Annotated in this window: 21 protein-coding genes; 12 read left to right on the forward strand and 9 right to left on the reverse strand. The window is 69.7% G+C overall.

The features are described from left to right. Positions 1-22 precede the first annotated feature (22 nt). The 4 genes from V6D00_09065 to V6D00_09080 are packed head-to-tail and all read left to right on the forward strand — an operon-like array spanning position 23 to position 4,848. Positions 23-1,513, forward strand: coding sequence for a radical SAM protein (locus V6D00_09065; protein HEY9899317.1), 1,491 nt, complete (start codon positions 23-25; stop codon positions 1,511-1,513). Continuing rightward, the gene (locus V6D00_09070; protein ID HEY9899318.1) at positions 1,513-2,730 is read left to right on the forward strand and encodes a glycosyltransferase family 4 protein; all 1,218 of its coding nucleotides are present in this window, start codon (positions 1,513-1,515) and stop codon (positions 2,728-2,730) included. Before V6D00_09065 ends, V6D00_09070 begins: the two co-directional genes overlap by 1 nt. Beyond that, positions 2,727-3,341 (forward strand): acyltransferase, encoded by a 615-nt coding sequence (locus tag V6D00_09075; protein ID HEY9899319.1) that lies wholly within the window; start codon positions 2,727-2,729, stop codon positions 3,339-3,341. The genes V6D00_09070 and V6D00_09075 overlap by 4 nt, the downstream gene beginning before the upstream one ends. Next, positions 3,325-4,848, forward strand: coding sequence for an oligosaccharide flippase family protein (locus V6D00_09080; protein HEY9899320.1), 1,524 nt, complete (start codon positions 3,325-3,327; stop codon positions 4,846-4,848). Before V6D00_09075 ends, V6D00_09080 begins: the two co-directional genes overlap by 17 nt. Positions 4,849-5,059: 211 nt before the next feature. Here the strand turns inward: V6D00_09080 and V6D00_09085 are convergent, their stop codons facing one another. Genes V6D00_09085 through V6D00_09100 form a run of 4 tightly spaced genes read right to left on the reverse strand, consistent with a single transcriptional unit; the run spans position 5,060 to position 9,358 of the window. After that, positions 5,060-5,629, reverse strand: a complete 570-nt coding sequence (locus V6D00_09085) for a sugar transferase (protein HEY9899321.1) — start codon at positions 5,627-5,629, stop codon at positions 5,060-5,062. A 3-nt stretch (positions 5,630-5,632) separates the two neighbouring features. Continuing rightward, positions 5,633-6,811: a DegT/DnrJ/EryC1/StrS aminotransferase family protein gene (locus V6D00_09090; protein ID HEY9899322.1), complete on the reverse strand. Its 1,179-nt coding sequence runs from the start codon at positions 6,809-6,811 to the stop codon at positions 5,633-5,635. Then, the gene (locus V6D00_09095; GenBank protein ID HEY9899323.1) at positions 6,808-8,664 is read right to left on the reverse strand and encodes a nucleoside-diphosphate sugar epimerase/dehydratase; all 1,857 of its coding nucleotides are present in this window, start codon (positions 8,662-8,664) and stop codon (positions 6,808-6,810) included. The genes V6D00_09090 and V6D00_09095 overlap by 4 nt, the downstream gene beginning before the upstream one ends. After that, positions 8,645-9,358 carry a class I SAM-dependent methyltransferase gene (locus V6D00_09100; GenBank protein ID HEY9899324.1) on the reverse strand — a complete coding sequence of 238 codons (714 nt, stop codon included), beginning with the start codon at positions 9,356-9,358 and terminating at the stop codon, positions 8,645-8,647. Before V6D00_09100 ends, V6D00_09095 begins: the two co-directional genes overlap by 20 nt. Before the next feature lie 344 nt (positions 9,359-9,702). Between V6D00_09100 and V6D00_09105 the strand changes: the two genes are divergently transcribed. Next, positions 9,703-10,038: a hypothetical protein gene (locus V6D00_09105; GenBank protein ID HEY9899325.1), complete on the forward strand. Its 336-nt coding sequence runs from the start codon at positions 9,703-9,705 to the stop codon at positions 10,036-10,038. 51 nt (positions 10,039-10,089) lie between these two features. On the opposite strand, the gene V6D00_09110 is transcribed toward V6D00_09105, so the two are convergent. After that, positions 10,090-11,310, reverse strand: a complete 1,221-nt coding sequence (locus V6D00_09110) for an MFS transporter (protein ID HEY9899326.1) — start codon at positions 11,308-11,310, stop codon at positions 10,090-10,092. 24 nt (positions 11,311-11,334) lie between these two features. Further along, positions 11,335-11,751: a heavy metal-associated domain-containing protein gene (locus V6D00_09115; GenBank protein HEY9899327.1), complete on the reverse strand. Its 417-nt coding sequence runs from the start codon at positions 11,749-11,751 to the stop codon at positions 11,335-11,337. Between the two features lie 81 nt (positions 11,752-11,832). Between V6D00_09115 and V6D00_09120 the strand changes: the two genes are divergently transcribed. The 3 genes from V6D00_09120 (at position 11,833) to V6D00_09130 (ending at position 15,461) form a co-directional block, all read left to right on the forward strand. Next, on the forward strand, positions 11,833-13,278 hold the full coding sequence (locus V6D00_09120) for an ABC transporter substrate-binding protein/permease (protein ID HEY9899328.1): 1,446 nt from the start codon (positions 11,833-11,835) through the stop codon (positions 13,276-13,278). Between the two features lie 16 nt (positions 13,279-13,294). Beyond that, on the forward strand, positions 13,295-14,077 hold the full coding sequence (locus V6D00_09125; GenBank protein ID HEY9899329.1) for an amino acid ABC transporter ATP-binding protein: 783 nt from the start codon (positions 13,295-13,297) through the stop codon (positions 14,075-14,077). Between the two features lie 73 nt (positions 14,078-14,150). After that, complete coding sequence (locus V6D00_09130) at positions 14,151-15,461, forward strand: acetyl-CoA hydrolase/transferase C-terminal domain-containing protein (GenBank protein HEY9899330.1); 1,311 nt, start codon at positions 14,151-14,153, stop codon at positions 15,459-15,461. A gap of 53 nt (positions 15,462-15,514) precedes the next feature. Here the strand turns inward: V6D00_09130 and V6D00_09135 are convergent, their stop codons facing one another. Then, a complete protein-coding gene (locus V6D00_09135; protein ID HEY9899331.1) occupies positions 15,515-15,952 on the reverse strand; it encodes an FKBP-type peptidyl-prolyl cis-trans isomerase in 438 nt (145 codons plus the stop codon). A gap of 114 nt (positions 15,953-16,066) precedes the next feature. Between V6D00_09135 and V6D00_09140 the strand changes: the two genes are divergently transcribed. Beyond that, on the forward strand, positions 16,067-17,062 hold the full coding sequence (locus tag V6D00_09140) for an asparaginase (protein ID HEY9899332.1): 996 nt from the start codon (positions 16,067-16,069) through the stop codon (positions 17,060-17,062). A 132-nt stretch (positions 17,063-17,194) separates the two neighbouring features. Next, entirely contained in the window at positions 17,195-18,682 is a 1,488-nt protein-coding gene (locus V6D00_09145) for a bifunctional diguanylate cyclase/phosphodiesterase (protein ID HEY9899333.1), read from the forward strand. A 70-nt stretch (positions 18,683-18,752) separates the two neighbouring features. Here V6D00_09145 and V6D00_09150 read toward each other — a convergent pair whose 3' ends face one another. After that, positions 18,753-20,831, reverse strand: coding sequence for a methyl-accepting chemotaxis protein (locus tag V6D00_09150; protein ID HEY9899334.1), 2,079 nt, complete (start codon positions 20,829-20,831; stop codon positions 18,753-18,755). Positions 20,832-21,011: 180 nt separating this feature from the next. Between V6D00_09150 and V6D00_09155 the strand changes: the two genes are divergently transcribed. Then, on the forward strand, positions 21,012-22,586 hold the full coding sequence (locus V6D00_09155) for a peptide chain release factor 3 (protein ID HEY9899335.1): 1,575 nt from the start codon (positions 21,012-21,014) through the stop codon (positions 22,584-22,586). 40 nt (positions 22,587-22,626) lie between these two features. Here V6D00_09155 and rnd read toward each other — a convergent pair whose 3' ends face one another. Next, complete coding sequence (rnd, locus tag V6D00_09160) at positions 22,627-23,832, reverse strand: ribonuclease D (GenBank protein HEY9899336.1); 1,206 nt, start codon at positions 23,830-23,832, stop codon at positions 22,627-22,629. 114 nt (positions 23,833-23,946) lie between these two features. On the opposite strand from rnd, the gene recQ reads away from it, so the two are divergent. Next, positions 23,947-26,175 carry a DNA helicase RecQ gene (gene recQ / locus V6D00_09165; GenBank protein HEY9899337.1) on the forward strand — a complete coding sequence of 743 codons (2,229 nt, stop codon included), beginning with the start codon at positions 23,947-23,949 and terminating at the stop codon, positions 26,173-26,175. Positions 26,176-26,183: the final 8 nt, after the last annotated feature.

The following is a 26,183-nucleotide window of genomic DNA, read 5'->3' on the forward strand; positions in this document are numbered from 1 at the left end:
TAAGAGCCCCAAAGGAGGTCCCATGCGCGTGCACCTGATCAACCCCCCGGAGCTTGCGGGCTATATCAGCGATCGCGACAAGGCGGGCGGGCTGGGCACCATGTTCCCCATCAACCGCCGCTACCGCTACCGCGCCTTCACCCCGCCCCTCGACCTGATGTACGCGGCGGCGGTCGCCGAGCGCGAGGGGCACGAGGTGCGCCTCACCGACGCCTGCGCCGAGCGCCTCAAGCGCACGGACCTGCTCCTCTCCCTCGAGAAGGAGGCCCCCGACGCGGTGGGCGTCCGGCTGAGTCTGCCGACCCTCAAGGAGGACCTCTCGATCGCGAGGATGCTCAAGGCCGTCCTGCCCCGCGCCAAGGTCTTCGCCTTCGGCAACGTCATCCAGACGACCCACGCCCGCTGGCTCGACGACTGCGGCCTGGACGGGGTCCTGTTCGGGGAGCCGGAGGCCCTGGTGGCCGACTTCCTCGCAGGCAGGCACAACGCCCAGGTCTGGACCCCCAGGGTCCCCTTCGCGCCGGGCGGCTGGCTCCTTCAGGACACGGCAGCGCTCGACGCCCTGCCCCATCCCGCCTGGCACCTGCTCGACATGCGGCGCTACAGCCCCGACGGCACGCCCAGCGGCGCGACCTACTACGTGCTGACCAGCCGCGGCTGCCCGAAGGCCTGCTCCATGTGCCCCTACTACGTCCACCAGGGCGGCCCATGGCGCGCGCGCTCCCTCGAGAGCGTGACGGCCGAGCTCGACCACCTCAAGGCCCTGGGGGCGCGCTTCCTTCAGGCGCGCGATCCCAACATCGGGCTGGTCAAGAAGCGCCTGCGGGCGATCGCCGAGGCCATGACCCAGGGTGGGTACGGCTTCAAGTGGGTCATCGAGACGGACCTCGAGAGCCTGGACCCCGAGACCCTCGAGGTGCTCGCCAAGGGTGGCCTCAAGCGCCTGATGACGGGCATCGAGTCAGCGGACCCCACGATCCTGCGCGAGATCCACCAGCACCCGGATGCCCTCAAGCTGACCCTCAAGAACATCACGCGCTGCAAGGAGCTGGGCATCGAGCTGACGGGCTTCATGGTCGTCGGCTCCACCTCCGAGTCGTTCGAGAGCGTGGTCGCGACCGTCCGGATGGCCCAGCACCTGCCCATGAACTACTCGGTCTCCCTGATGACCCCGTACCTGGGCACCGTCTACCGGACCGAGGCCGAGGAGCTGGGCCACGTCGCGGACTCGGGGAACTACCACGAGCTCGGCGGGACGGCCTGCGTGGTGCGGACCCGGTACCTGGACCGCCCCAAGGTGAAGCTCGCCTACCGCTGGGCCCAGGGCGAGCTGGAGTGGACCCTGCGCCGCCGCGCCCTCGACGAGGCCCGGGGTCTCGGCAAGGTCCTGCCTGCCCTGCGCCTGGCCAAGCACGTCGTCTGGCACGCCCCGACCAGCTGGCACTTCGGGCTGGAGCGCGAGGCCGCGCGCAAGCGCGCGAACTCCAACCAGAACCTCGCGGGCGTGGGCTGATGCGGATCGGCCTCTTGTGCCCCGAGTCGCTCGGCGCGGGGGGGATCGGCACCTACACCGGCACCCTGGCGCGCGCCCTGGCGCGCGAGGGTCACGACGTGCGGGTGATCCTGCCGGTGGGGCCGGTACCCGAGGGGGAGGGGCCCTGCTATCACGGCCTCGCCTTTCCTGAGCGCTACCGCCTGCCCGCCTTCAACCGGGCGTGGGGCCTCTCGAGCGCGCTCTTGCCCTGGGCGCGCCATGCGGCCGAGGCGGTGCGGGCCCTGCACGCCGAGCATGCCTTCGACGTGCTCGAGGTGCCGGAGTGGCGGGCGGGCGGCCTCTTCCTGAGGCCGGGGCGGGACCTGCCTGCCCTGGTGGTGCGCCTCCACACCCACCTCTCCCTGGTGCGGCGGCTCAACGACCTGCCCATGACCGCGGATGCGCGGCTGGCCGCCTCGCTCGAGGCGAAGGCGGTGCGCCACGCCTCGATGGTGCTCGCCAACAGCGCCGCGCTCGCGGACGCGCTTGCGTGCGACTACCAGGTCCCCCGGCGCGCCATCGACGTGCTGCACCTGGGGGTGGACGTGGAGCGCTTCGCGCCCCGGCCGAGCGACGGCCTCAGGGGCACGCTCGGCCTCTCGGACGCGGACGTGCTCGCCCTCTTCGTCGGGCGCATCGAGCGCCGCAAGGGGATCGACACCCTGGTCGAGGCCTTCGTGGAGGCCTCGGCCTCGGTGCCGCGGCTGCACCTGGCGGTGGCGGGCGGCGACACCGAGACCGCCCCGGACGGCACCAGCCTGCGTGCGCACCTCTGCCGGCGGCTGGAGCGCGCGGGTGCCGCCCACCGCGTCCACTGGCTCGGGCCGCGCGACCACCGCGAGCTGCCCGAGCTCTACGCCGGCTGCGACTTCTTCGTGGCGCCGAGCCGGCTCGAGCCCTTCGGTCTGGTGTACCTGGAGGCCATGGCCGCGGGCCGGCCGGTCATCGGGTGCGCGGCCGGCGGGGTCCCCGAGATCGTCCAGGACGGCCGGCAGGGCCTCCTGGTACCGCCCCAGGACGCCGGCGCCCTCGCCGGGGCCCTCTGCGCGCTCGCTCTGGACCCACGGCGCCGCGAGGTCATGGGCCTGGGCGCCCGCGAGCGGGCCGAGGCCTTCGACCACCGCTCGCTCGCCACAAAGACCATCGCCTGCTACCGCGAGGCCCAGGCCCGCCACGCCCGAAGGAGGCATGCATGAACCTGCCTTCGCCCCTCCTGCGCCTCGTCCTCCCTTTCGCCTACTGGGACCGCCGCATCGCGGCTTGGCGAGAGCGGGCCCAGCGCCTGCTCCTGGAGCACGAGCACCGCGACCGGCTGAGGCTCGATCCCGACGCCGAGCTCGAGCGCGGCGTCATCTGGCGGCTGGGCGACGCCGGGCGGGTCTCGATCGGCGCCCGGAGCCGGGTGCGGACGGGGGCCGAGCTCAAGGTGGACGGCCGGCTCGTGCTCGGCCGGCGCGTCCTGGTCGGCGCCTGGTCCACCCTCTCGGTGCTGGATTCGCTCGAGATCGGCGACGATTGCCTCCTGGCCGAGCGGGTGAGCATCCGGGACCACGACCATCGCTTTGCCGATCCTTCGATGAACGTGGCCGAGCAGGGCTATGACGTGGCGCCGGTGCGGCTCGGGCGCAACGTGTGGCTCGGCTGCAACGTGACCGTGCTCAAGGGGGTGAGCCTCGGCGACTCCTGCGTGGTGGGGGCCAACGCCGTCGTCACCACGAGCTTCCCGGCGGGCTCGGTGCTCGCAGGCGTCCCTGCCCGCGTGATCAAGCGTCTGCCGATCGAGGAGGCCCATGTCAGCACCGACTAAGGTGGCCCGCCACACGGCCTTCAACTTCCTGACCATCGCCATCACCTCCCTTCTGGGGGTGGGGGTGACGGCGCTGGTCGCGCGCATGCTCGCCCCGGACCGGATGGGGGCCTACACCCTTCTGGTCTGGGGGGTGGGGATCGCGGGCCTCTTCGCCAACCTGGGCTACGTGACGGCCACCATGAAGTACATGGCCGAGGCCCTGGGGCGAGAGGACCCGTCCGAGGCCGCCGGGATGCTCGCGTTCTCGAGCCGGCAGGTGCTCGCCTGCGGCTTTGCGGTCTCGCTCCTGCTCGCCGGGATCGGCCCGTGGGCCGCCACGGCCTTGGGGCGTCCGGAGCTCGCCACGGGCCTTGCGGTCGGTGGCGCCTCGGTCATCCCCATGGCCCTCTTGGCCCTCTACACCGCGGCCTGCCAGGCTCTCCAGCGCTACGACCAGGTGGCGGCGGTCACCGGGGTCACGGCCCTTGCGTCACTCGCAGGCACGGTGCTCGCCCTGACCCAGGGCGGGGGCCTCGCGGGGCTGCTCGGGGCGACGGGGTTCGCTTCGGCCCTGGGCGTGATGGTCTACCTGGTGCTGCTGTCGCGCTGGCGGCCGGGCTGGTGGGGCGCGGCGCTTCCTGCCGAGCAGCGCCTGGCCATGCGGCGCTACCAGGGGCCGGTCTTCGTCATGCTGGTGCTGGACGCGGTGGTCTGGCAGCGTTCGGAGGTCTTCTTCCTGGGGGCCTACGCGCCGGTGCGCGAGGTGGCCTTCTACGGGATGGCCTTCAGCCTCGCGACCATGGCCATGAAGCTCATCCCGGGCACCCTGGTGGGCCTCTTGATCCCCAGCATGTCGCGCGCGATGGGCCAGGGCGATCGCGAGGGGGTGGGCCGGATCTACCGCCAGAGCTGCCGCTACATGGCGATGCTCGCGATGCCGGTGGCGGTGGGCGGGACGCTGGTGGCTCCCGCCCTGGTGGCGGTGCTGTACGGGGCCGGGTACGAGCCGGTGGCGGGCCTGTTGGGGGCGCTTCTGGGCTTCAACGCCCTGGTGATGGTCTACGGCTTCCCGGCGTCGAGCGTGCTCTACAGCACGGACGCCCAGCGCCTCATGGTCCGGATCGGGCTGGGGGTATCGGCCCTTAATTTGCTCCTGGCGGGGGTGCTCATCCCACGGTACGGGGCCTGGGGGGCGGTGCTGGCCAACGGCCTCGCGCAGCTGGCGAGCCTCTACCCGGGCATCCGGGTGGCCCAGGCCCAGACCGGGGCGGGGGTCCCCGTCCGCAGCGTGCTGCACCTCTTGCTGGCGTCACTGGGGATGGGGGTGCCGGTGTACGCGGTGGTGCGCGCCTGCCCGCCTCTCTTGGCCCTTTGCCTCGCCCCGGTGCTGGGCATGCTCGCCTTCTCGCTCATCCTGTGGCTCACCGGGGCCGTCGCCCCCGAGGACCGCGCGGCCCTCAGGGCGATCGCCTCGAGGGTCCCCGGCCTGCGCTTGATTCCCCGCCCCCCGGTGGGGCGGGGCTAGGGTGAACGTCTAACGAACTGTTCAATCAAGCCGCTTACAGCGGCCACCACAACACATGCCTGGTTTTGTTGGATGTGAGGGGTGGGGGGATAAAATCAAGTTCCTCGTGCCCCCGGCTGGAGACTCGGAGCGGTTAGATCCCCCCACCCCCGACCCCGCCCCACCGGGGGGCGGGGGGATTCAGGCTGGCGTGAACTCAGGCACCACTTTTCTACTTGATTCCCTCGCCCGTGAGGAGCACGATCGGCGTCTTGAAGAGGATCAAGAGGTCCAGCCCCAGGCCGATGCGTTCGGCGTACGCGCGGTCGTAGCCGAGCTTGGTCGGGATGTCCAGGTCGTCGCGGCCGTGGATCTGGGCCCAGCCCGAGAGGCCGGGCAGCACCGAGAGCACCCGGGCCTTGTCGTCCTCGCTCCACTCGCTCTCCACGATGCTCGGCACCTCGGGCCGCGGCCCGATGAAGCTCATGTCCCCCTTGAGGATGTTGAAGAGCTGGGGCAGCTCGTCGATCGAGGTGCGGCGCAAGAAGGCGCCGAGCTTCGTGATCCGGTGGTCGCCCACCTGGGTGAGCACCGGCCCCGCCTCGCCGCCCTTTCGCATGGTCCGGAACTTGAAGATGGTGAAGGGCCTGCCGCCCCTGCCCATCCGCGCTTGGGTGAAGATCGGGCTTCCCGGCGAGTCGAGGGGGATCGCGATCGCCACCAAGAGAAGCACGGGGCTCGCGAGCACCAGCAGGATCAAGGCGCCGAGGATGTCGGCTGCGCGCTTGACGAGGCGGTACACGGCCTACCTCCGGTAGCGGTCGGCGACCGAGAGCACCCGCTCGCAGACCGCCTCGATCTGCTCCAAGGAGAGCCTGGGCGAGAGGGGCAGCGAGATCATGCGGCGGTAGCTGTCCTCGGCCACGGGGAAGTCCCCCACCTTGAGGCCCAGCTCGCGCCGGTAGACGGGGTGGTACGAGGCCGGGATGAAGTGGACCGAGGTCTGGACGCCCAGCTCCTTGAGCGCCTCGATGAAGGCGTCGCGGTCGATGGTGAGCGCCTCGGGCCGCACGCGGATCATGAAGAGGTGCCAGGCGTGCATGTCGCCGCGCGCCTCGTCGGCGATAGGAGGCAGCTCGAGGGCCGGGTGGTCCTTGAAGGCCTCGAAGTAGCGCGCAACGTACCGGCGCCGCGTCGCCTGCATGTCCTCGAAGCGCGCGAACTGCGCCAGGCCCAGGGCGGCGGCCAGGTCGGCCATGTTGTACTTGTAGCCGGCCTCCTCGACCTCGTAGAACCAGGAGCCCGCCCCCGAGTAGCGCTTCCAGGCGTTGCGGCTCATGCCGTGCAGGCCGAGCACCCGGATCCGGTCGGCGGCCTCGTCGTGGTTGGTGGTGAGCATGCCCCCCTCGCCGGTGGCGAGGTTCTTGGTGGCGTAGAACGAGAAGGCGGTGTAGTCGGCCAGCGACCCCACCGGCCTGCCCTTGTAGAAGGTGCCCAGCGCGTGCGCGGCGTCGTCGGTGACGACCAGGTCCCTGTCGCGAGCGAGCGCCATCAGGGGGTCCATGTCCACCGGGTTGCCGGCGTAGTGGACCGGGGAGATGCCCTTGGTCCTGGTGGTCAGGACCTTCTCGACGCCCTCGGCCGAGAGGTTGAGGCTCAAGGGATCCACGTCGGCGAGCACGGGCTTCGCGCCCACGTGCAGGATGGTGTTGAGGGTCGCGCAGAAGGTCAAAGGCGTGGTGACGACCTCGTCGCCCGGCCCGATGCCGCTCGCCAGGTGCGCCAGGTGCAAGGCGGCGGTGCAGGAGTTGAGCGCGATCCCGTGCCGGGCCTGGACGTAGCCTGCGATCGCGGCCTCGAAGGCCTTGGTCTTGGGGCCCATGGTGATCCAGCCGCTCTTGAGCACCTCGGTGACGGCGGCGATCTCGGCGTCCCCGATGAGGGCCGGCGAGAAGGGGATTTGCGTGGCGGCGGCGTCGATCATGATTCACTCCCTGGAGAGGCGATGGGTTCGGGGAAGCCGTCCCGGGCGATGACCGAGTCGAGGACGGCGCGGACCTGGGTCTCGGACTGGAGGCCGATCGCCTCCTGGAGGCGCGAGAGGATCCCGGCCCACCAGTGGGGGTCGGGAGGGTGCTGGGCCTTGGCCGCGAAGACCTGGGGATGCTCGGTGGGGCGGGTGCCCTCCGAGGTGATGAGCAGCTCCTCGTACAGCTTCTCGCCGGGCCGGATGCCGCTGAAGACGATCTCGACGTCGTCCTCGCGCAGCCCCGAGAGCTTGATCATGTTGCGGGCGAGATCGAGGATCTTGACCGGCACGCCCATGTCGAGCATCAGGACCTCGCCCGAGCGCCCGAGGGTCGCCGCCTGGAGCACCAGGGTGACGGCCTCGGGGATGGTCATGAAGTAGCGGGTCATGTCGGGGTGGGTGACGGTGATGGGGCCGCCCTGGGCGATCTGGCGCCGGAAGAGGGGCACCACGCTGCCGCTGGAGCCCAGCACGTTGCCGAACCGGACGGCGACGAACTTGGTCGCGCTCTTGGTCGCGAGGTCCTGGATGATGAGCTCGGCGCAGCGCTTGGTCTTGCCCATGACGTTGGTGGGGCGCACCGCCTTGTCGGTCGAGATGAGGACGAAGTGCGAGACCCCCGACGCGTGGGCCACCTCGGCCAGGTTGCGGCTGCCGAACACGTTGTTGCCGGCGGCCTCGACCGGGTTGGCCTCCATCAGGGGGACGTGCTTGTGGGCGGCCGCGTGCAGGACGACCTCGGGCCGCTCGGTGGCAAAGACCTCCTCGACCCGGCGTCGGTCGCGCATGTCGGCGATCACGGGCACCACCGGCAGGCCGGGGAAGTTCGCGCAGAGCTCCTGCTCGATGTGGTAGATGGGGTTCTCGGCCTGGTCGAAGAGCACCAGCGCCGAGGGACCCAGCGCGGCGATCTGCCGGCACAGCTCGGACCCGATGGAGCCTCCCGCGCCCGAGACGAGCACGCGCCTGCCCGGAAGGTAGGTGAGGAGCCGCTCGTCCACCACCACCGGGTCGCGGCCCAGGAGGTCCTCGATCTGGATGTCGCGCAGGTGGCTGATCGAGACGGTGCCCTGGACGATCTCCTGCAGGGCGGGGATGGTCTGGACCCTGGCGGGGGTCGCCGCGCAGAGGCGCAGCATCTCCTTCTGGACCCGCTGGGGGGCCGAGGGCATGGCGACCACCACCAGGTCGATCCCGAGGCGCTCGACCAGTGAGGCGATCGCCGTGCGGTCGCCGAGCACCTCGATGCCGTGGATGCGCAGGCCGCGCTTCTCCTTTCGGTCGTCCACGAAGCCCACCGGCGCAAGCCCCCCCTCGGGGTGGCGCAGGATGTCGCGCGCGAGCATCTCGCCGGCGTCCCCCGCCCCCACGATGAGGGTGCGGGTGATGCTCGACTGCCTGGGGCCGGGGGTGACCTCGGCCCAGTAGCGCATGCCGAAGCGAACCCCCCCCAGCATGATGACGCTCAGGAGGGCCTCGATGAAGACGATGGAGCGCGGGAAGCTCGCGTTGCTCGAGACGTAGAGCAGCAAGGAGAAGATGGCGCTGCCCGAGACCACCGCCAGGGCGATCGCCATGGCCTCGCGCACCCCGATGTAGCGCCAGACGTGGCGGTACATGCCGAAGAGGAAGTTCACGACCATCCGAAGCAGGGGCAGGGCCGCGAAGAAGATCCAGAACTGGGAGATGTGGGCGACGGGGATCACCCCGTCGAAGCGCAGGTAGAACGCCCCCAGGTAGGCGACGGCCGCCACCCCCAGGTCGAAGAGGGGGATGAGCCCTCGCAGGCTACGGACGAACGGGGCCATCGGGTCGGATCACTCCCAGCAGGTGCCCCCGCAGGGGCGGCAGGGCCTCGAGGGCCCGGCACAGGGTCCAGCTCAAAGGGGCCAGGCGGCGGCCCAGGGCGGGTAGGAGGGTGTGGGGTTTCAGGCGCAGCTCGCACCCGGGGAAGAGGTGTTCGATCCGCTCCCGGGTCAGGGGCACCAGGTTGGAGTTGCGCGGGTCGGTGAGGCGCATGTCGTACCAGACGATGGCGCCTCCCGGCGAGAGCACCCGCAGCATCTCGTCGGCGAGGCGCTGCTGCACCCCGAGGTCCAGGATCGACGAGAAGACGGTCGATTGCATCACCAGGTCGAAGGAGCCCGAGGCGAAGGGCAGGACCCCGCCGTCGATCAGCTCGAAGCGCAGGTGGGGCGAGAGGTCGCGGGCCTTGCCGAGGCGATCGCTCAGCACGTCCACCCCGACCAGGTGCTCGGAGCGCGCTCCGTAGCGCAGCATCTGGCGCAGGTCGTCGCCCATGCCGCAGCCCACGTCGAGCACCGTCACCCCGTCGAGATCGGCGAAGCCCTCCTCGCCGAGAAGGGCGAGCAGGTCGCGCTCGCGGCGCTGGAGCCGATAAAGGTTGCCCGGCTTCATGATCGAGTAGAAGTCGGCCGGCAGGCGGCGCGCGCGCTCGGCGTAGACCCGCTCGACGCGCGCGACCTCTTGGTCCTGGGGCATGGAAGCGTCCTCTTGCGTCATGGTTTCAAACCTTCCCCACCATCTGAATCTTCCCCCCTCGAGCGCGATCGAAACGGGGCTTGCGGCAGGCGGAGCGGGGATCCGTCAGGTTCGATTCTAGCACGATCGGCGGCTAGCCGGGGCTTCGCCGACGGGCGAGCGCATTTTTTCCGTAGACAGGCGAGATTATGGGGGGATTGTCGACTTGTCGGCAAAAAAATCGTTTCGAAGCGCGCGACTCAAATAAGTTCCGGGATATTGCGCGCGAGGGCGTGAATTGTTAGAGTAATTCCAGCAACGATGCCGCCCATCGTTTCTTATTCGCCCTGATGGAGGAGAACTTAATGCCTCGTACCAAGTCCGCCACCGCGACCAAGCCCAAGAAGGCTGCCGCTTCCTCCGCCAAGGTCGCGGCTTCGAAGCGCTCGCGTCGCTCGCCTTACGAGCTGGTCCAGGAGCTGCGCGCGAAGCGCGACGCGCTTCAGGCCTCGATGGATGCCCGCATCGCGAAGCTCGATCAGCGTATCAACGCGCTCGAATCCAAGCATGAGCACAAGATCAAGGTTTCCGAGCTGCTCGCGAGCCGCTCGGCCGAGGAGCTCGAGAAGGAGCTGGAGGCCCTGCGCACCCAGCAGTCCCTGCTGCGCAAGGCCCTCAAGCAAGGCGCGAAGCCCCAATAACTTCGAAGTAAAAAACGCCCCCCGGAAGCAAGATGCTTCCGGGGGGCATTTTTACTGCGCTTGCGGCGAAAGCCGCGTCTTTTTTCCCTCGATCGAAACCGCCGCGGCGAGCACGAGGCCCGAGGCGAAGAGGACGGCCCCGCCCGCTCCGAAGCACCACACGGGGCCCCTGCCCAGGAGCGGCGGGGTCAGCACCGCCCCGACCAGGGCCCCCAGCGTCGAGATGCCCGCGACCAGCCCGATCACCCGGCCCCTGAGCGCCTCGGGCGACACCAGCATCGTGAGGGCGTTCTGGGCGGGGTAGGCGAAGGCGAAGCCGATCCCGTCGATCACGCTGAGGAAGAGCACCACCTCGATCCGCTCGGTCATGGCGTAGGAGGCGACGAGCAGCGACGAGAACAGCGTCCCCCACACCACCAGCCGCGCCGGCCCCGTCGAGTCGATCAGGCGACCGGCGACGCCCGCGAGCACGATGGCCGGCAGGGCGAAGGCCGTCCAGCTCATGCTGATGAGCCAGGTGCTGGCCCCCAGGTCCTTGAGGTAGAGGGCCCAGACCGATTCGTAAAGCCCCATGGCGAAGCCGCCCGCGAGTGCTCGGGCCGCAAGCCCCGTGAAGAGGGCCCAGCGCACCTCGGCCCAGCCCGCGCCGCTCATCGCCTGCTCTCGGTGACGCTCCCGGGCCGCCGCGCGGCCGGCGCCCGGCAGCCGGGCCGTCAGGAGGGCGCCGCCCAGGCACAGAACGGCGAGGGCGACGAAGGGCGAGGCGAGGCCGCACAGCGAGGCGAGCGCGCCGCCGATGGCGGGCCCCACCAGCATGCCGCCGTTCTGCGCCACCGTCAGGTGGGCCAGGCGCCTCCCGCGCTCGCCCTCGGGCGCGCGATCGGCCACGTACGCGAGTGCCGCCGGGGTGAAGCAGGCGCCTGCGATCCCCTCGATGCCCCGCAGCACGACGAAGGCCTCGGGCGAGCGGAAGACGAGGAAGCCCAGGGAGGCCAGGGCGTAGGCGGCGAGCCCCGCGAACATGAGCCCCCGGCGGCCGAAGCGGTCCGAGAGCCAGCCGGCGGGGTACTGGCAGACGAGGCTGGTCGCCATGTAGGCGCCGACCATCAGGCCGACGAAGTGGAGGTCGGCCCCTTGCTCGCTGGCGTAGAGGGGCAGGACCGGCAGGACGGCCGTGATGCCGAGCGACTGGACGAGGACGAGCCACCAGACGAGCCCCTCGGGGCCGCGGGGAAGGGCGGCCGTCAGGCGGCCGAGCAGTTGCGCAATCACGCCCTCATCTTACGCCATGCGGCGCTACGGGTGATACTCGGCGTCGCGGGTCAGGTCGACGGCGTGCCCTTCCTCGATCTCGCGCTCGCGCGCGAGCCGGGTATAGCCCGGCTGTTCGGTGTCGTAGCCCATGGTCTCCGCTTCGTCCGAGACGTGGAAGCCCTCGTCCTCGATCGCCTGCTGGAGCGCCATGTCCCCGGTGCGCATGGCGTCGAAGGTGACGAAGAGGCGCGAGCGACTGGTGTCGAGGATGGCCGACGCCACCCCCCGCTCCTGCTCGAGGCGCTCGACCAGGCGCTCCGCCGCGTCGAGGGCGGGATGCTCCTTGAGCTGGAAGGTGATGTCCGCCATGGTGATCCCCTTTCCGTAGGCATGACGTGGCTGCGCCGAGAGAGGATCGTAGCGCCCCGATCCGGTCATGCCAAGCGGCGGGCGTGGCATGACCGGGATGCTCGGGCGCTTTTTGGGGTATAAGGGCCTCCGTGCCTCGCCCCCTCGCTTGTCTGGAGGTTCCCCCCGGAATTGAAGAACGCGCTCTCGGTCGGCTTTCTGGCCGTCATTCTGCTCGCCTGCTCGCTGTTTCCCGGCGCCGCCCATGCGGCGCCCCTGCGCTGGGGGATGGACCTGGAGGGGGGAGCCCCCTATACCTTCGCCGACCCGAAGCACCCCGACCGGATCATCGGCTACGAGAAGGAGCTGGCCGATGCGCTCGGCAAGCGACTCGGCCGCGCCATGGAGCCCGTCCAGACCAACTGGGACAGCCTCATCCCGGCCCTCGACCGCGGCACCTTCGACCTGGTCATCAACGGGATCGAGCTGACCGACGAGCACAAGCGCGGCGCCCTCTTCAGCCGTCCCTACTACGTCTTCCAGCAGCAGATCGTGGTGCGGAAGGACGACAGCCGCGTCCAGGTCTTCGACGACCTGAAGGGCAAGCGGGTCGGCACCCTCACGGGCTCGGCCGCCCACCGGATGCTCGACCGGCTGGGCGGGGTCGACGAGAAGCTCTACTCCGACATGTTCGCCATCTACCAGGACCTGGCCATCGGCCGCCTGGAAGCGGTCTTCGTCGACCGGCCCATGGCGGTCTTCTACGCCAGGGACAACGCGAGGCTTCGCTTCGTGGACCCGCCCGTCGGCGAGGGCTACTACGCGATCGCCCTGCGCAAGGGGGACGAGGCCCTCAAGCGCCAGGTCGACGGTGCCCTCGACGGCATGATCGCGGACGGCACCCTCGAGAAGATCCTGCGGGGCTGGCAGATGTGGACCCCCGCCCAGGCGAAGCTGGTGGCCTTCCACGACACCCAGCCCGTCGCCCCCGACAAGGGGGCGTCCTGGAGGCGCTTCTTGCCCATGCTGGCCGAGGGGGCGGTCATGACCGTCAAGATCTCGGTGCTCGCGATGCTGCTGGCCATGGCCTGCGGGATGCTGCTCGCCTTGATGCGGATCTACGGCCCGGCGCCCCTGCGCTTCTTCGCCACGGCCTACGTGGAGATCGTCAGGGGCACCCCCCTCTTGATCCAGCTCTACCTGCTGTACTACGGCCTGCCGACCCTGGGCATCCAGCTGGACGCCTTCGTCGCGGGCGTTCTGGGGCTCGGCCTCAACTACGCGGCCAACGAGGCCGAGAACTACCGCGCGGGCATCCAGGCGGTGCCCAAGGGCCAGTCCGAGGCGAGCCTGGCTCTGGGGCTCAGCCGTTTCCAGCTGCTGCGCCACGTGGTGCTGCCCCAGTCGCTGCAGGTGGCGATCCCGCCGGTGACCAACGACTTCATCGCCCTGTTCAAGGACTCGTCGATCGTCTCGGTGATCACCCTGGTGGAGCTGACCAAGGCCTACGGGATGCTCGCCTCGGCGACCTACGACTACATCGGGCTGGGCCTGGTCACCGCCCTGATCTACCTGGTCATCTCATACCCGGCGGCGCTGTTCGCCCGCTGGACCGAGAACCGGCTGCGTCGCGCGTGACGAGAGGAGAAGCGGCTTGATCGTCGTCGAGAACGTTCACAAGGCCTTCGGGGCGACCCGCATCCTCCAGGGGGTGGATCTGCGGGTCGGGGCGGGCGAGAAGATCGTCCTCTTGGGTCCGAGCGGCTCGGGCAAGAGCACCCTTCTGCGCTGCCTCAACCGCCTCGAGGAGATCGATGCGGGCGCCATCCGCGTCTTCGGGCGCGACCTGCACGGCCCCAAGGCCGACGTGCGCGGCATCCGCCAGGAGGTCGGGATGGTCTTCCAGGGCTTCCACCTCTTTCCGCACCTCTCGGTCCTCGAGAACGTCTGCCTTGCGCCGGTGCAGGTCCGCGGCCTGAGCCGATCCGAGGCCCAGAGCCAGGCGCGCGAGCTGCTCTCGCGGGTCGGGATGGCCCACAAGGCCGCGGCCTATCCTTCCCAGCTGTCGGGGGGCCAGCAGCAGCGGGTCGCCATCGCGCGCGCGCTGGCCATGCGCCCGAGGGTCATGCTCTTCGACGAGCCCACCTCGGCGCTCGACCCGGAGATGGTGCACGAGGTGCTGACGGTCATCAACGACATCGCCCGCGGCGGCATGACCATGCTGGTGGTGACCCACGAGATGGGGTTCGCCCGCAAGGTGGCCGACCGGGTGCTGTTCATGGACCAGGGCCGCATCGTGGAGGACACCGACCCGGAGACCTTTTTCACCCGGCCCGAGACCGATCGCGCGCGGGCCTTCATTGCGCACCTCACCCGCTCTGCGACAGAGCGCTTGCGCGGCACCGGCCTGCTGAGCCTTGCGTCCGAGCCGGTGTAAATTACGCTTGAGACGGATCCCGCCTCGCGGCATGATGGGCGAGTCACCATCCCATTCCCTTTCAGGAGAAGCCATGCACCTCGAAGCCGACTGGAAGCAACGCGCCGTCACCCCCGCCGAGGCGATCGCCTGCGTCCGCAGCGGGATGAACGTCTTCCTTCACGGCGCGGCGGCGAGCCCCCTCTCGCTGGAGGAGGCCCTCTGCGCGCGCGAAGACCTCTCGAGCGTCAAGCTCTACCACATCCACAAGAACGGCCCGGCGCTGTTCACCGATCCCTCGCACTCGGAACGCTTCCGCTCCTTCTCCCTCTTCGCGGGCGCGAACGTGCGTGCGGCCATCGACGAGGGCCGGGCGGATTTCGTGCCGATCTTCCTCTCGGACATCCCCTGGCTCTTCGAGTCGGCCCAGGTGCCCCTGGACGTGGCGGTGGTGCAGCTCTCGTATCCCGACGCGCACGGCTACTGCTCGCTCGGCACCTCGGTGGACACGGCCAAGGCCGCCGTCGCCTCGGCGCGAATCGTGGTCGCCGAGATCAACCGCCGCATGCCCCGCACCCACGGCAACAGCTTCGTGCACCTGAGTGAGGTGGACGCCTTCGTCCTGACGGACCGCCCCCTGGCCGGGCACGAGCCCGCCGTGATCGGGCCGGTGGAGCGCGCGATCGGCGAGGAGATCGCCTCGGTCATCGAGGACGGCTCCACCCTGCAGCTCGGCATCGGGGCCATCCCCGACGCGGTCCTCGCCGCCCTCAAGAACAAGCACGAGCTCGGGATCCACTCCGAGATGTTCTCGGACGGGGTGGTGGACCTGGTCGAGGCCGGCGTCATCACCAACCGCCTCAAGGCCGTCCACCCGGGGCGGCTCGTCACCAGCTTCGTCAACGGCTCCCAGCGCCTCTTCGACTTCGTCGACGACAACCCCGCCGTCGAGTTCCATCCGTGCGACTACACCAACGACACGGCCCTCATCCGCCGGCACGACAAGATGATCGCGATCAACAGCGCCATCGAGATCGACCTGACGGGCCAGGTCTGCGCCGACTCCATGGGGACGCGGATCTACAGCGGGATCGGCGGCCAGATGGACTTCATTCGCGGGGCGGCCCTGTCGCGCGGCGGCAAGCCGATCATCGCCCTGCCCTCCACCGCCAAGAAGGGCACCGTCTCGCGCATCGCGGCCACCCTCAAGCCGGGGGCCGGGGTGGTGACGACCCGCGGCCACGTCCACTGGGTCGCCACCGAGTACGGCATGGTCAACCTGCACGGCCTGAGCCTGCGCGAGCGGGGCGAGGCCCTGGTCTCGATCGCCCACCCGGACTTCCGCGCCGAGCTGAAGGCGACCCTCAAGGAGCGCCGGCTCGTCGACATGGCCGTCCGCGGCTAGAAAAAACGAAGCGGGGGGCGCCACCAGGCGCCCCCCGCTTCGCGTGAACGGGCTTACTTGACGTCGAGGAGCTCGACCTCGAAGATCAGGGTCGCCTTGGGCGGGATCACGCCGCCGGCGCCGCGATCGCCGTAGCCCAGCTGGGGCGGGATGTAGAGCTTGCGCTTGCCGCCGACCTTCATGCCGGCGACGCCCTCGTCCCAGCCCTTGATGACCATGCCCTGGCCGAGGGCGAACTCGAAGGGCTGCTTGCGGTCGAGGGAGCTGTCGAACTTGGTGCCGTCCTCGAGCCAGCCGGTGTAGTGGACCGACACGAGGTCGCCGGTCTTGGCGACCTTGCCCGAGCCGACGACCAGGTCATCGTACTTGAGGCCCGAGGCGGTGGCGACGGCCTTGGTGGAAGGTTGGTTCTCCATCTTGTCTCCTCCGCGACAGCCGACCACGCCGAGGGCGGCCAGCATCGTCGCGACAACGATTACCTTGAATTTCACGGCGAATGGTTCCTTTCCTGGATCATGCCTGAGGCGCTTCAGTATAATCGAAGAACCCTCGCCCATGCGAGTATCCGCCTTCCGCCCCCGACTCGAAAGGATCCCGGCCCGAGCGTGAAACGCCTGCTCTTGCTCCACACCGGCGGCACCCTGGGCATGCGCCCGAGCGACCTCGCGGGGGCCCTGTGCCCGCCGGACGACGCGGCCGAGCTGCTGGCGGGCCTGCCCGAGGCCCGCTCGGTCGCCGACGTGGAGGCGCGCACCCTCTACAACCTCGACAGCTCCAACTCGGGCATCCGCGAGTGGCAGCTTTTGGCCGGGGTGATCGAGGCCGAGATGGACGCCTACGACGGCTTCGTCGTCGTTCACGGCACCGACACCATGGTCTACACGGCCTCGGCCCTGTCGTACATGCTCTCCAACCTGCCCAAGCCGGTGATCCTGACCGGGGCCCAGCGCCCCATCTCGGAGCTGAGGACCGATGCGCGCAACAACCTGATCTCCGCGCTCGAGCTCGCCACCATGGACGTGAGCGAGGTCGGCATCTTCTTCGACCACGCCCTCTATCGCGGCAACCGGGCCAAGAAGGTGAGCATCCACGAGTTCGACGCCTTCGCCTCGCCCAACTTCCCCACTTTGGCCGACGTGGGCCTCAACGTGACGCTGCGCACCGATGCCATCCGGCGCCCGTCGGGCCTCTTTCGGGTCCACCGGGACTTCTCGGACAAGGTGCTCGCCATCCGCGTGACGCCCGGGATGGACGCCGAGCTCCTGATGCCCCTGGCCGAGGGGCGCGCCGAGGCGATCGTGCTCGAGGCCTTCGGCGCGGGCAACGTGCCCATCGCCGAGAAGAGCCTCATCCCCTTCATCGAGCGCGCGACCGAAAGCGGCAAGCTGGTCGCGATCGCAAGCCAGGCCCTCTCGGGCGCGGTGGACCTCGGGCTCTACGAGTGCGGCGCGCGCGCCGCACAGGCAGGGGCCGTCTCGTGCGGCGACATGACGGTCGAGGCCGCCACCGTCAAGCTCATGTTCCTCCTGGGCCAGCTCGGCTCGGCGCAGCGCGCGGCCAAGAACCTGGGGGTCCCGCTCGCCGGCGAGATAACCGCCTAGCGCCTTGCCTTACTTCTGATTTTATCTGAAATCAGGTCATTTTTTGCGGTTTTATTCACGATCGGCTCATCCTTGTGCTATTTTAGGGTCACCAAGGCGTAAGAATGCATTACTTCGTGAAGAGACGTGACGATGAATCGACCTACCGGCAATTCTCCCGATTCACTCGATGAGCACGTCGAGCGCCTGATGGAGCGTCTGGGGGCGTCTCTTGACCCCGAGGCGCTGCGCCAGGCGCTGCGCTCGGAGCTCTCGACCTTCGCCTCGGGCCTGGAGCGGACGCTGCGCGAGGAGAGCCGTGCGGCCCTCCAGCGCATGTCGAGCGCCGACGCCCTGACCGGCCTGCCGAACCGTGCCCTCTTCCAGCACCGGCTGCGCCAGGTCCTGACCGAGCCCCAGCGCGGCGGGAGCGAGACCGGTCTTCTTCTGCTGGATCTCGATCGCTTCAAGGTCATCAACGACACCCTCGGGCACGCCACCGGCGACATGCTGATCCGCGCGATCGCCGAGCGCCTCCTGGGGGCCCTCGGCCCCACGGACCACATCGCCCGGATCGGAGGCGACTCGTTCGCCGTCATCCGGCCCCGGCTCTCGGGGCCCGAGGAGGCGGTGAGCCTGGCGGGCGCGCTCCTCGCGGCCCTCGCAGAACCCCTGCTCGTCGAGGGCCACGAGCTCTTCGTCACGGCGAGCATCGGCTACGCCGTCTTTCCCTCGGACGGCGACGAGGCGGTGGCGCTCAACCGCAACGCCGAGACGGCCATGTACCGGGCCAAGGAGCACCGCAACTTCGCGATGCGCTACGAGAGCGCCATGGGCGAGGCCGCCCTGGAGCGGCTCTCGCTCGAAAGCCAGCTCCACAAGGCCCTGGACCGCGGCGAGTTCCTGCTGCACTACCAGCCCCAGGTGGACCTGCGCACGGGGCGGGTGGTGGGGGCTGAGGCCCTCATCCGCTGGCGGCACCCGGAGCTCGACCTGGTCTCGCCCGCCAGGTTCATCCCCCTGGCCGAGGATACCGGCCTGATCCTGCCCATGACCGACTGGGCGATCAGGACGGCCTGCGAGCAGGCCAAGGCCTGGCAGGATCTGGGCCTCGCGCCCATCCGGGTGGCGGTGAACCTCTCGGGCTCCTACTTCCGCCAGCCGAACGTCGCCGAGCGCGTCCAGGAGGTGCTCGCCGAGTTCGAGCTGCCCGCGAGCACCCTGGACCTGGAGCTGACCGAGAGCATCTTCATGGGCGACCTGGACTCCACCCTCGCCACCCTCAAGGCGCTGCGGGAGATGGGGGTCAGCGTCTCCATCGACGACTTCGGCACGGGATACAGCTCGCTGAGCTACCTCAAGCGCTTCCCCATCGGGATGCTCAAGATCGATCAGTCCTTCGTCCGGGACGTGCCGCGCGACGCCGACAGCGCCGCCATCGTCCAGACGATCGTCCTCCTTGCTCACAGCCTCAACATGGGCGTCATCGCCGAGGGGGTAGAGACCGCCGAGCAGCAGGCGTTCCTCGAGGGGCTCGGCTGCGACGAGGTCCAGGGCTTCCACATCAGCCGGCCGCTGAGCGTGGAGGCGCTGACCCACCTGCTGGGACAGGAGCTGGAGGAGCGCCGCCGGGCCTTCTGAGCCCCCGGGCCTCGGCCCCCAAGACGAAGCCCCGCCGGATCGCACTCCGGCGGGGCTTCTCGTCTTGAGATCAGGCCTTGAGCATGGGGACCGTCGCCCCGGCTGCCGGGACGCGGGCCTCGGCCTCGTGCGCGGCGTCCAGCTTGAAGAAGGCGATGGCGTCGAGCAGGGCCGAGGCCTGGAGCTGGAGCCCGCCCGAAGCCTGGGCGATGAGCCGGGTGGCCTCGGCCGCCTCCGTGGAGGCCCTGCTGACGTTCTCGGCGGCGAGCACGATGCGCTCGCCCCCCTTCTTCTGCTCGGCGGTGGCCTCGGAGACCTGGTGGGTCATCCGGTTCATGACGTCGGTGGCCCGGGCGATCTGCTCGGTGCCGACGGCCTCCTCGCGGGTGGCCGAGGTGACCTGCTGGGTCAGGTGGCTCATGTTGGCCACCGCCCCGGTGATCTGCTCGGCGGCGTGGGCCTGCTCCTGGGCGGCCTGGGCGATCTGGGCCATCAGCTCGCCGGCGCGCTCCACCGAGCCGACGATGGCGCTCAGCGACTGGCCGGCCGCCTGCGCCAGGTCGACGCCCTCGCGGATGACCTTCTCGCCGCGATCGCTCGACTCGATGGCGAGCGTGGTCTCGCGCTGGATGCCCTTGATGAGGGTCGCGATCTCGCCGGTGGCCCGGGCCGAGCGCTCGGCGAGCTTGCGCACCTCGTCGGCGACCACGGCGAAGCCTCGGCCGGCCTCGCCGGCGCGGGCCGCCTCGATGGCGGCGTTGAGGGCCAGCAGGTTGGTCTGCTCGGCGATGTCGTCGATCACCTCGACGATGGCGCCGATCTCGCCCGAGCGCTTGCCCAGCCCCTCGATGGCCTGGACCACCTCGCCCATCACCTGGCTGACGTTGGTCATGCCCGAGACGGTCTTCTCGACGGCCTGCTGTCCCTCGCGGGCGGCCTCGTTGGCGTGGCTCGCGACCCGGTGGGTCTCCTCGATGTTGCGGGCGACCTGCTGGATGCTCGCGGCCATCTCCTCGATGGCCGCCGAGGTCTCGCCGACGGCCGAGCCGAGGTTGTCGGAGTTCCCGGCCACGTGGCGGATGCTCGCCATCATCTCCTCGATGGCGCTGGAGGTGTCGTCGACGCTCTGGGCGAGGGTCTGGGCGTTGCCCGCGACCTGCTGGATGCTGGCCGCCATCTCCTCCATGGAGCTCGAGGTCTCGTCGGCCGCCACCGCCTGGCTCTGGGAGGCGCGGCTCATCTCCTCGGCGCTCGCGCTGATCTCGCTGACGCCGGCCTCCACCACGTGGGCGCTGGTGCGGACAGCCCCGACCACCTGGCGCAGGCTCTCGACCATCCGCCGCAGGCCCGCGGCCATCTGGCCGATCTCGTCCGAGCTGCGGACCTCGATGTCCTGGCTGAGGTCACCGTGGGAGACGGCGTCGACGACCCGGACCATGCGATCGAGCGGGCGAAGCGCGCGGCGTAGCAGCCAGAAGACGAAGGCGCTCGTGAGGAGCCCGACCACCAGCGAGGCCGCGGCCATGGTGAGGACGAAGCCCCGGATCTGGGCATCCAGGCGGGCCTTGGAGAAGCCGACCCGGAAGGATCCCCAGTGCTTCCCTTCCACCGTGATGGGGCTCGAGATGTCCCAGGCCCACTCGCCGGTGTCGCGGTGGTAGAGCTGGACGAGGCCCTCGGGGTCGGTGTTGCGCGCGGCCTTGAGGCCGTTCTCGTCGTCGAAGCGCCGCTTGGAGCGCGCGGGGTTGTTGTGGGTCCCGATGTAGCCGTTGCGATCGGCCGCGGCGGCGAAGAGGATGTCGGGATCCTTCAGGAAGACGTCCTGGACCCGGGGCAGGGCCAGGTCGGTGAAAGCGACGAACCGCGTCCGGAACTTGGAGGTCTCGGCGCCTGCGATCGTCTCGTAGCGCTCGTCGAAGGCGTCCTCCGCCGTGAGTTTCTTGTCCCGGATGCCCGTCGTGAGCAGCTCGGCCACGATGGTTGCCCCCTGGCGGGCCATCCCCTTCCCCTTGAGCAGGAGGTTGTGCTCCATCTTCGAGGCGGCGGTCGTGATGAAGAACGCGCACAGCGCAGTCATCAGCACGCTCATTCCGAGCACCAGGAAGGCGGCAATCCTGAGGGACAGGTTGTTCTTGAGGTGGCGAATCATGTGCGTATCCCCATCTAGGCGTCGAAAGCCATCGAACGCTTGAACGACGGATCCATCATACGGGATCTCCAGAAAGCCTGTTGAGCGTGGATATTACGGAGCCTGCGGGGGGGCGATGAGCTATAATGGGGGCAGCACGCGCATGCCCGGGCCAGGCTCGGCTGTCACCAGGAGGCTGGATTGTCGCTCTCCCTGTCCGATGAGGTCCGGCGTCGCCGGACGTTCGCCATCATCTCCCACCCCGACGCGGGTAAGACCACCCTCACCGAGAAGCTCCTGCTGTACGGAGGCGCCATCCACATGGCGGGCTCGGTCAAGGCGCGCCGCGCCCAGCGCCACGCCACCTCGGACTGGATGGAGCTCGAGCGGCAGCGCGGCATCTCGATCACCTCGAGCGTCATGCAGTTCCCGTACGAGGGCCTCGAGGTCAACCTGCTCGACACCCCGGGCCACGAGGACTTCTCCGAGGACACCTACCGGACCCTGACGGCCGTGGACTCCGCGGTCATGCTGATCGACGCGGCCAAGGGCGTCGAGGCGCAGACCAAGAAGCTGTTCCAGGTCTGCCGCCTGCGCGAGATCCCCATCTTCACGTTCATCAATAAGCTCGATCGCTTCGGCCGCGATCCCCTGGACCTGATGGACGAGCTGGAGAAGGTGCTCGGCATCCGCTCGTGTCCCATGAACTGGCCCATCGGCATGGGCTCGGACTTCAAGGGCGTCTTCGTGCGCGCCACCCGCAAGATCCACCTCTTCAAGGCCACCGACCACGGCCAGCGCCAGGGCACCTCCGACGTGATCGCCCTGGACGATCCGGCCCTGCCCGAGATCCTGGGCGCGGCGCTCCATGCCCAGCTGCTCGAGGACATCGAGATGCTCGAGATCGCAGGCGATCCGTTCGACCTGGAGCGGGTGCTGGCCGGGCAGCTGAGCCCGCTGTTCTTCGGCTCGGCCATGACCAACTTCGGCGTGCAGATCTTCCTGGACGACTTCGTGAAGATCGCCCCCTCACCGGTGCCCCGCGAGACCAGCGACGGGCCCGTGGCGCCCGACCTGGAGCGCTTCAGCGGCTTCATCTTCAAGATCCAGGCCAACATGAACCCCGCCCACCGCGACTGCATGGCCTTCATGCGGGTCTGCTCGGGCAAGTTCACCCGGGGCATGACGGTCAAGCACGCGCGGACCAACCGCGACATGCGCCTGGCCAACAGTCACCAGCTGCTGGCGCAGGACCGGGCGGTGGTCGAGGAGGCCTATCCCGGCGACATCGTGGCGCTGTTCGACTCCGGCAACTTCCGGATCGGCGACACCCTGTGCGAGGGCAAGGCCTTCGAGTACCGGGGGATCCCGCGCTTCATGCCCGAGCACTTCGCCCAGGTGCGCCTCAAGGACCCCTCGAAGCGCAAGCAGCTCAAGAAGGGCCTCGACCAGCTCGCCGGGGAGGGTGCGGTCCAGGTCTTCTACCGGCCCCAGGTCGGCGACCAGGAGGCCATCCTCGGCGCGGTGGGCGTGCTCCAGTTCGAGGTCATGCAGCACCGCCTCAAGGCGGAGTACGGGGTCGACATCATCCTCGATCGCATGGGGGTCGAGCTGGCGCGCTGGGTGACGAACCCGGACTTCGACTACCGGACGATCAAGGACGCGGTGTGCGTGGTCGATCGCGACGAGCAGCCGGTACTCCTCTTCCGCGACCAGTGGATGATGCGCTTCGTGCAGGAGCGAAACCCGAACCTGGTCCTCACGGAGATCAGCTAGCCAAGAAATCGCCCCCCTCGAAGTGAGGGGGGCGATTCTCTTACACCGTCAAGAGGCGCAGGGTGTGGCTCTTGGGGTCCCAGCCCAGGGCCGAGCGGCCCTCGAGGATGGCGCGCAGCCGCTCGCCCAAGAGCGAGCCGCGCCAGCCTTCCAGGAAGGACAGGCTGAGCGACTCGCCCCGGCGGTAGGCCTCGGCGAGGCGCTGCAGGTCGCCGTTGGTCGCGAGCAGGGAGGCTGCGATCCCGGACTCGGCCGCGACCGTGTGGGTGACGGCCTGCAAGAGGTCCGCCAAAGCGAGGGTCGCCTCGTCGGGCGGGGGCGAGGGGGGCTCGGCCAGGGGGTACTCGGCGCGCGGGCGCGCGAGGGCGCGGGTGACCAGGTCCACCAGCTCGTCGCCGTAGCGGTCCAGGTCGCGGGGCTGGATGCCGCGCAGGTTGCGAAGCTGCTGCGCGCGCTTGGGCGAGCGGCGGGCGATCTCGACCAGCATCTCGTCCTTGAGGATGGAGCCGCGGGGCCTGTCGCGGCGCTGCGCCTCGCTCTCGCGCCACATGGCGAGCTCGCGCAGCACGCACAGGCCGCTCGAGTCCAGAGCACCCTTGCCGCGCACGCGGGTGTAGAGGGTCTCGGGGTTCTCGCGGGCCTGCTGCTGGGCGGCGACCGCCGACACGAGCTTCGTGCACTCCTGCTCGGCCCACTCCAGGCGGCCCGCCTGGCTCAGGGCGGCCTTCACCCGGTCGTAGACCGCCAGCAGGTGTCGCACGTCGTCCAGGGCGTAGGTGAGCTGGGCCTCGGTCAGGGGGCGCAGGGACCAGTCGGTCATGCTCTCGCCCTTGGGAAGCTTGATCTTGAGGACCGCCTCGACCAGCGCCCCGTAGCCCGGCTTGGCGCCGTAGCCGACCAGACCCGCGGCGAGCTGGGTGTCGAACATGGAGGGCATCAGCTCGCCGGTCAGGGCGCTGAGGACCTCGAGGTCCTGCTCGGCGGCGTGGAAGACCTTGAGGATGGCCGGATCGCGCAGCAGCGCGACGAAGGGGTCGCTGTCCATCCGGCCGAGCCTGCCGTAGTCGATGGCGGCGACCACGCCGTCGCGGCTGGCCACCTGGACGAGCTCCAGGCGCGGCGCGTAGCTGCGCTCGCGGATGAACTCGGTGTCGAGGGCGAGCACGTCGCAGCCCCGCAGGTCGTCGCAGAGGGCGGCGAGGCCGTGCGGGGTGTCGATGAAGCGGATCTCGGAGTTGGGTACCATCTCAAAGCCTTCCTAGTAGAGGGATCAGTCCATGAACCCACGCCGCAAATGCCCGTGTCAAGGCCGCTCGGGGGATGGCGGACAAACGCATCGAACTTATGTTTAAATGAACCCATGCGAGTTGAAACCGAGATCGATTCCAGCCTCCTCGACCTGCTGCGCCGCCACTGGGGCTACGACAGCTTCCTGCCCAACCAGGCCGAGGCCGTCCGGAGCGTCATGGAGCGGCGCGACTGCCTCGTCATCCTGCCCACGGGCGGCGGCAAGTCCATGTGCTACCAGCTGCCGGCGCTCGCGCTCGACGGCATGGCGGTGGTCGTCTCGCCCCTCCTGGCCCTCATGAAGGACCAGGTGGACGCGCTCCTGTCCAACGGGATCGCGGCCGCCACCCTCAACAGCAGCCTCTCGGCCGACGAGAAGCGCCGCACCTACCAGGCGATCCGAGAGGGAGCGATCAAGCTGCTCTACCTCTCGCCCGAGCGCCTCGCAGCCCCCGACGTCCACGATCTGCTCAAGAGCACGCCCATCAGCTTCTTCGCCGTGGACGAGGCGCACTGCGTCAGCCAGTGGGGCCACGAGTTCCGCCCCGACTACCGCAACCTCGCGAGGCTCCGCGAGTGGTTCCCCGAGGTGGGGATCCACGCCTACACCGCCACCGCGACCGAGGCGGTGCGCGAGGACGTGGTGCGGGCGCTCGGCATGAACGACGCCCTGACGCTGGTGGGCAGCTTCGATCGGCCCAACCTCCTCTACCGGGCCGAGTACCGCAAGGACATGCTCGCCCAGGTGCGCGCCGTGCTCGATCGCCACGCCGGCGAGGCCGGGGTCATCTACTGCATCCGCCGCGCCGACGTGGAGAGCCTGTGCGAGACGCTGCAGGGCCTCGGCTACAAGGCCCTGCCCTATCACGCGGGGCTTTCCACCGAGACCCGTCGCCACAACCAGGAGGCCTTCTCGACCGAGCGGGTGGATCTGATCGTGGCGACCGTCGCCTTCGGCATGGGGATCGATCGCTCCAACGTGCGCTTCGTCATCCACACGGGCATGCCCAAGGCCATCGAGAACTACCAGCAGGAGGCGGGCCGCGCGGGCCGCGATCGCCTCGAGGCCGAGTGCGTGCTCCTGTACGGGGCCGCCGACCCCATGGCCTGGCGCACCATCCAGGGCGAGCCTCGCAGCGACTACGACCGGCTCGCGCTCGACAAGATCAACGAGATGTACCGCTTCTGCCGGACGCTCACCTGCCGCCACCGCTTCCTGGTGGGCTACTTCGGCCAGGAGTTCGAGGGCGACAACTGCGGGGCGTGCGACGTCTGCCTCGGCGAGCACGCCGTGCTTCCCGACTCGCTGGTGGTCGCCCAGAAGATCCTCTCGTGCGTGGCCCGGGTCAAGGAGCGCTTCGGCGCCCGCTACGTGGCCGAGGTCCTCAAGGGCTCGAAGACCGCCAAGGTCCTCCAGAACGGCCACGACCAGCTCACGACCTACGGCCTCTTGGCCGAGTACCAGCTCACGGACATCGGCGACTGGATCGATCAGCTGACCGGGCTCGACTTTCTCGTGCGCGAGGGCGAGTTCCACACCCTGCGCCTGACGGCCGGGGGCTGGGCCCTGCTCAAGGGTGAGGCGAGCGTGCAGCTCACCCTGCCGCGCCAGGTCGAGCGCAAGGCGCCCGCCCGGCGCTCGGGGGCCGAGGGGGTCGCCCTCTCGCCGCAGGAGGAGAGCCTGTTCCAGGAGCTCAGGACGTGGCGGCGCGCGATCGCCCAGGAGCGCGGCGTGCCGCCCTACCTCATCCTCGGGGATGCGACCCTCAAGGAGCTCGCGCACCACCGGCCCGGATCGAGCCTCGCCCTGCGCGGCATCAAGGGCATCGGCGAGGCCAAGGCGCGGGACCTGGGCGATCGCCTCCTCGAGATCATCGCCCACCAGGCCCAGGCCCTCGGGCTGAGCCCCGCTGTCGAGGCGCCCTTGGTCTCGCTGCCCAGGGCCTCGGTGCCTGCCCCCGAGCCCGCCGCGGAGCGTCCCGGCCGCCCCAACCCCCAGCGCGAGGCGGCCTTCGAGGCCTTCCGGGCGGGATCGACGGTGGACGAGGTGGTCTCGCGCACGGGGCGCGCCGCGAGCACCGTCGAGGGCTACTTGCTCGAGTTCGTCCAGGATGAGAACGTCACGCGCCCCGAGCCCTGGCTCAGCCGGGCGACTTACGCCCGGGTGGTCGAGGCGGCGGCTCGTCTTCAGGCCGAGCGCCTCAAGCCCATCTACGAGGACCTGGGCGAGCGGGTCTCCTACGGGGACATTCGCCTGGCTCTCGCCATCCGGGCGAACCAGGCGCACGCAGGTGATGCCTGATTCCTGAG

The organism is Pantanalinema sp., from assembly GCA_036704125.1.
GTDB lineage: Bacteria > Cyanobacteriota > Sericytochromatia > S15B-MN24 > UBA4093 > JAGIBK01.

What these genes read in the sequence shown, in the direction of transcription:
- V6D00_09090 (HEY9899322.1), bottom strand. Translation starts at nt 6,811, where the DNA reads ATGATCGACGCCGCCGCCACGCAAATCCCCTTCTCGCCGGCCCTCATC.
- V6D00_09115 (HEY9899327.1), bottom strand. Translation starts at nt 11,751, where the DNA reads ATGCCACGCCCGCCGCTTGGCATGACCGGATCGGGGCGCTACGATCCT.
- V6D00_09080 (HEY9899320.1), top strand. Translation starts at nt 3,325, where the DNA reads ATGTCAGCACCGACTAAGGTGGCCCGCCACACGGCCTTCAACTTCCTG.
- V6D00_09065 (HEY9899317.1), top strand. Translation starts at nt 23, where the DNA reads ATGCGCGTGCACCTGATCAACCCCCCGGAGCTTGCGGGCTATATCAGC.
- V6D00_09130 (HEY9899330.1), top strand. Translation starts at nt 14,151, where the DNA reads ATGCACCTCGAAGCCGACTGGAAGCAACGCGCCGTCACCCCCGCCGAG.
- V6D00_09145 (HEY9899333.1), top strand. Translation starts at nt 17,195, where the DNA reads ATGAATCGACCTACCGGCAATTCTCCCGATTCACTCGATGAGCACGTC.
- V6D00_09150 (HEY9899334.1), bottom strand. Translation starts at nt 20,831, where the DNA reads ATGATTCGCCACCTCAAGAACAACCTGTCCCTCAGGATTGCCGCCTTC.
- V6D00_09095 (HEY9899323.1), bottom strand. Translation starts at nt 8,664, where the DNA reads ATGGCCCCGTTCGTCCGTAGCCTGCGAGGGCTCATCCCCCTCTTCGAC.
- recQ (HEY9899337.1), top strand. Translation starts at nt 23,947, where the DNA reads ATGCGAGTTGAAACCGAGATCGATTCCAGCCTCCTCGACCTGCTGCGC.
- rnd (HEY9899336.1), bottom strand. Translation starts at nt 23,832, where the DNA reads ATGGTACCCAACTCCGAGATCCGCTTCATCGACACCCCGCACGGCCTC.
- V6D00_09070 (HEY9899318.1), top strand. Translation starts at nt 1,513, where the DNA reads ATGCGGATCGGCCTCTTGTGCCCCGAGTCGCTCGGCGCGGGGGGGATC.
- V6D00_09075 (HEY9899319.1), top strand. Translation starts at nt 2,727, where the DNA reads ATGAACCTGCCTTCGCCCCTCCTGCGCCTCGTCCTCCCTTTCGCCTAC.
- V6D00_09105 (HEY9899325.1), top strand. Translation starts at nt 9,703, where the DNA reads ATGCCTCGTACCAAGTCCGCCACCGCGACCAAGCCCAAGAAGGCTGCC.
- V6D00_09100 (HEY9899324.1), bottom strand. Translation starts at nt 9,358, where the DNA reads ATGCCCCAGGACCAAGAGGTCGCGCGCGTCGAGCGGGTCTACGCCGAG.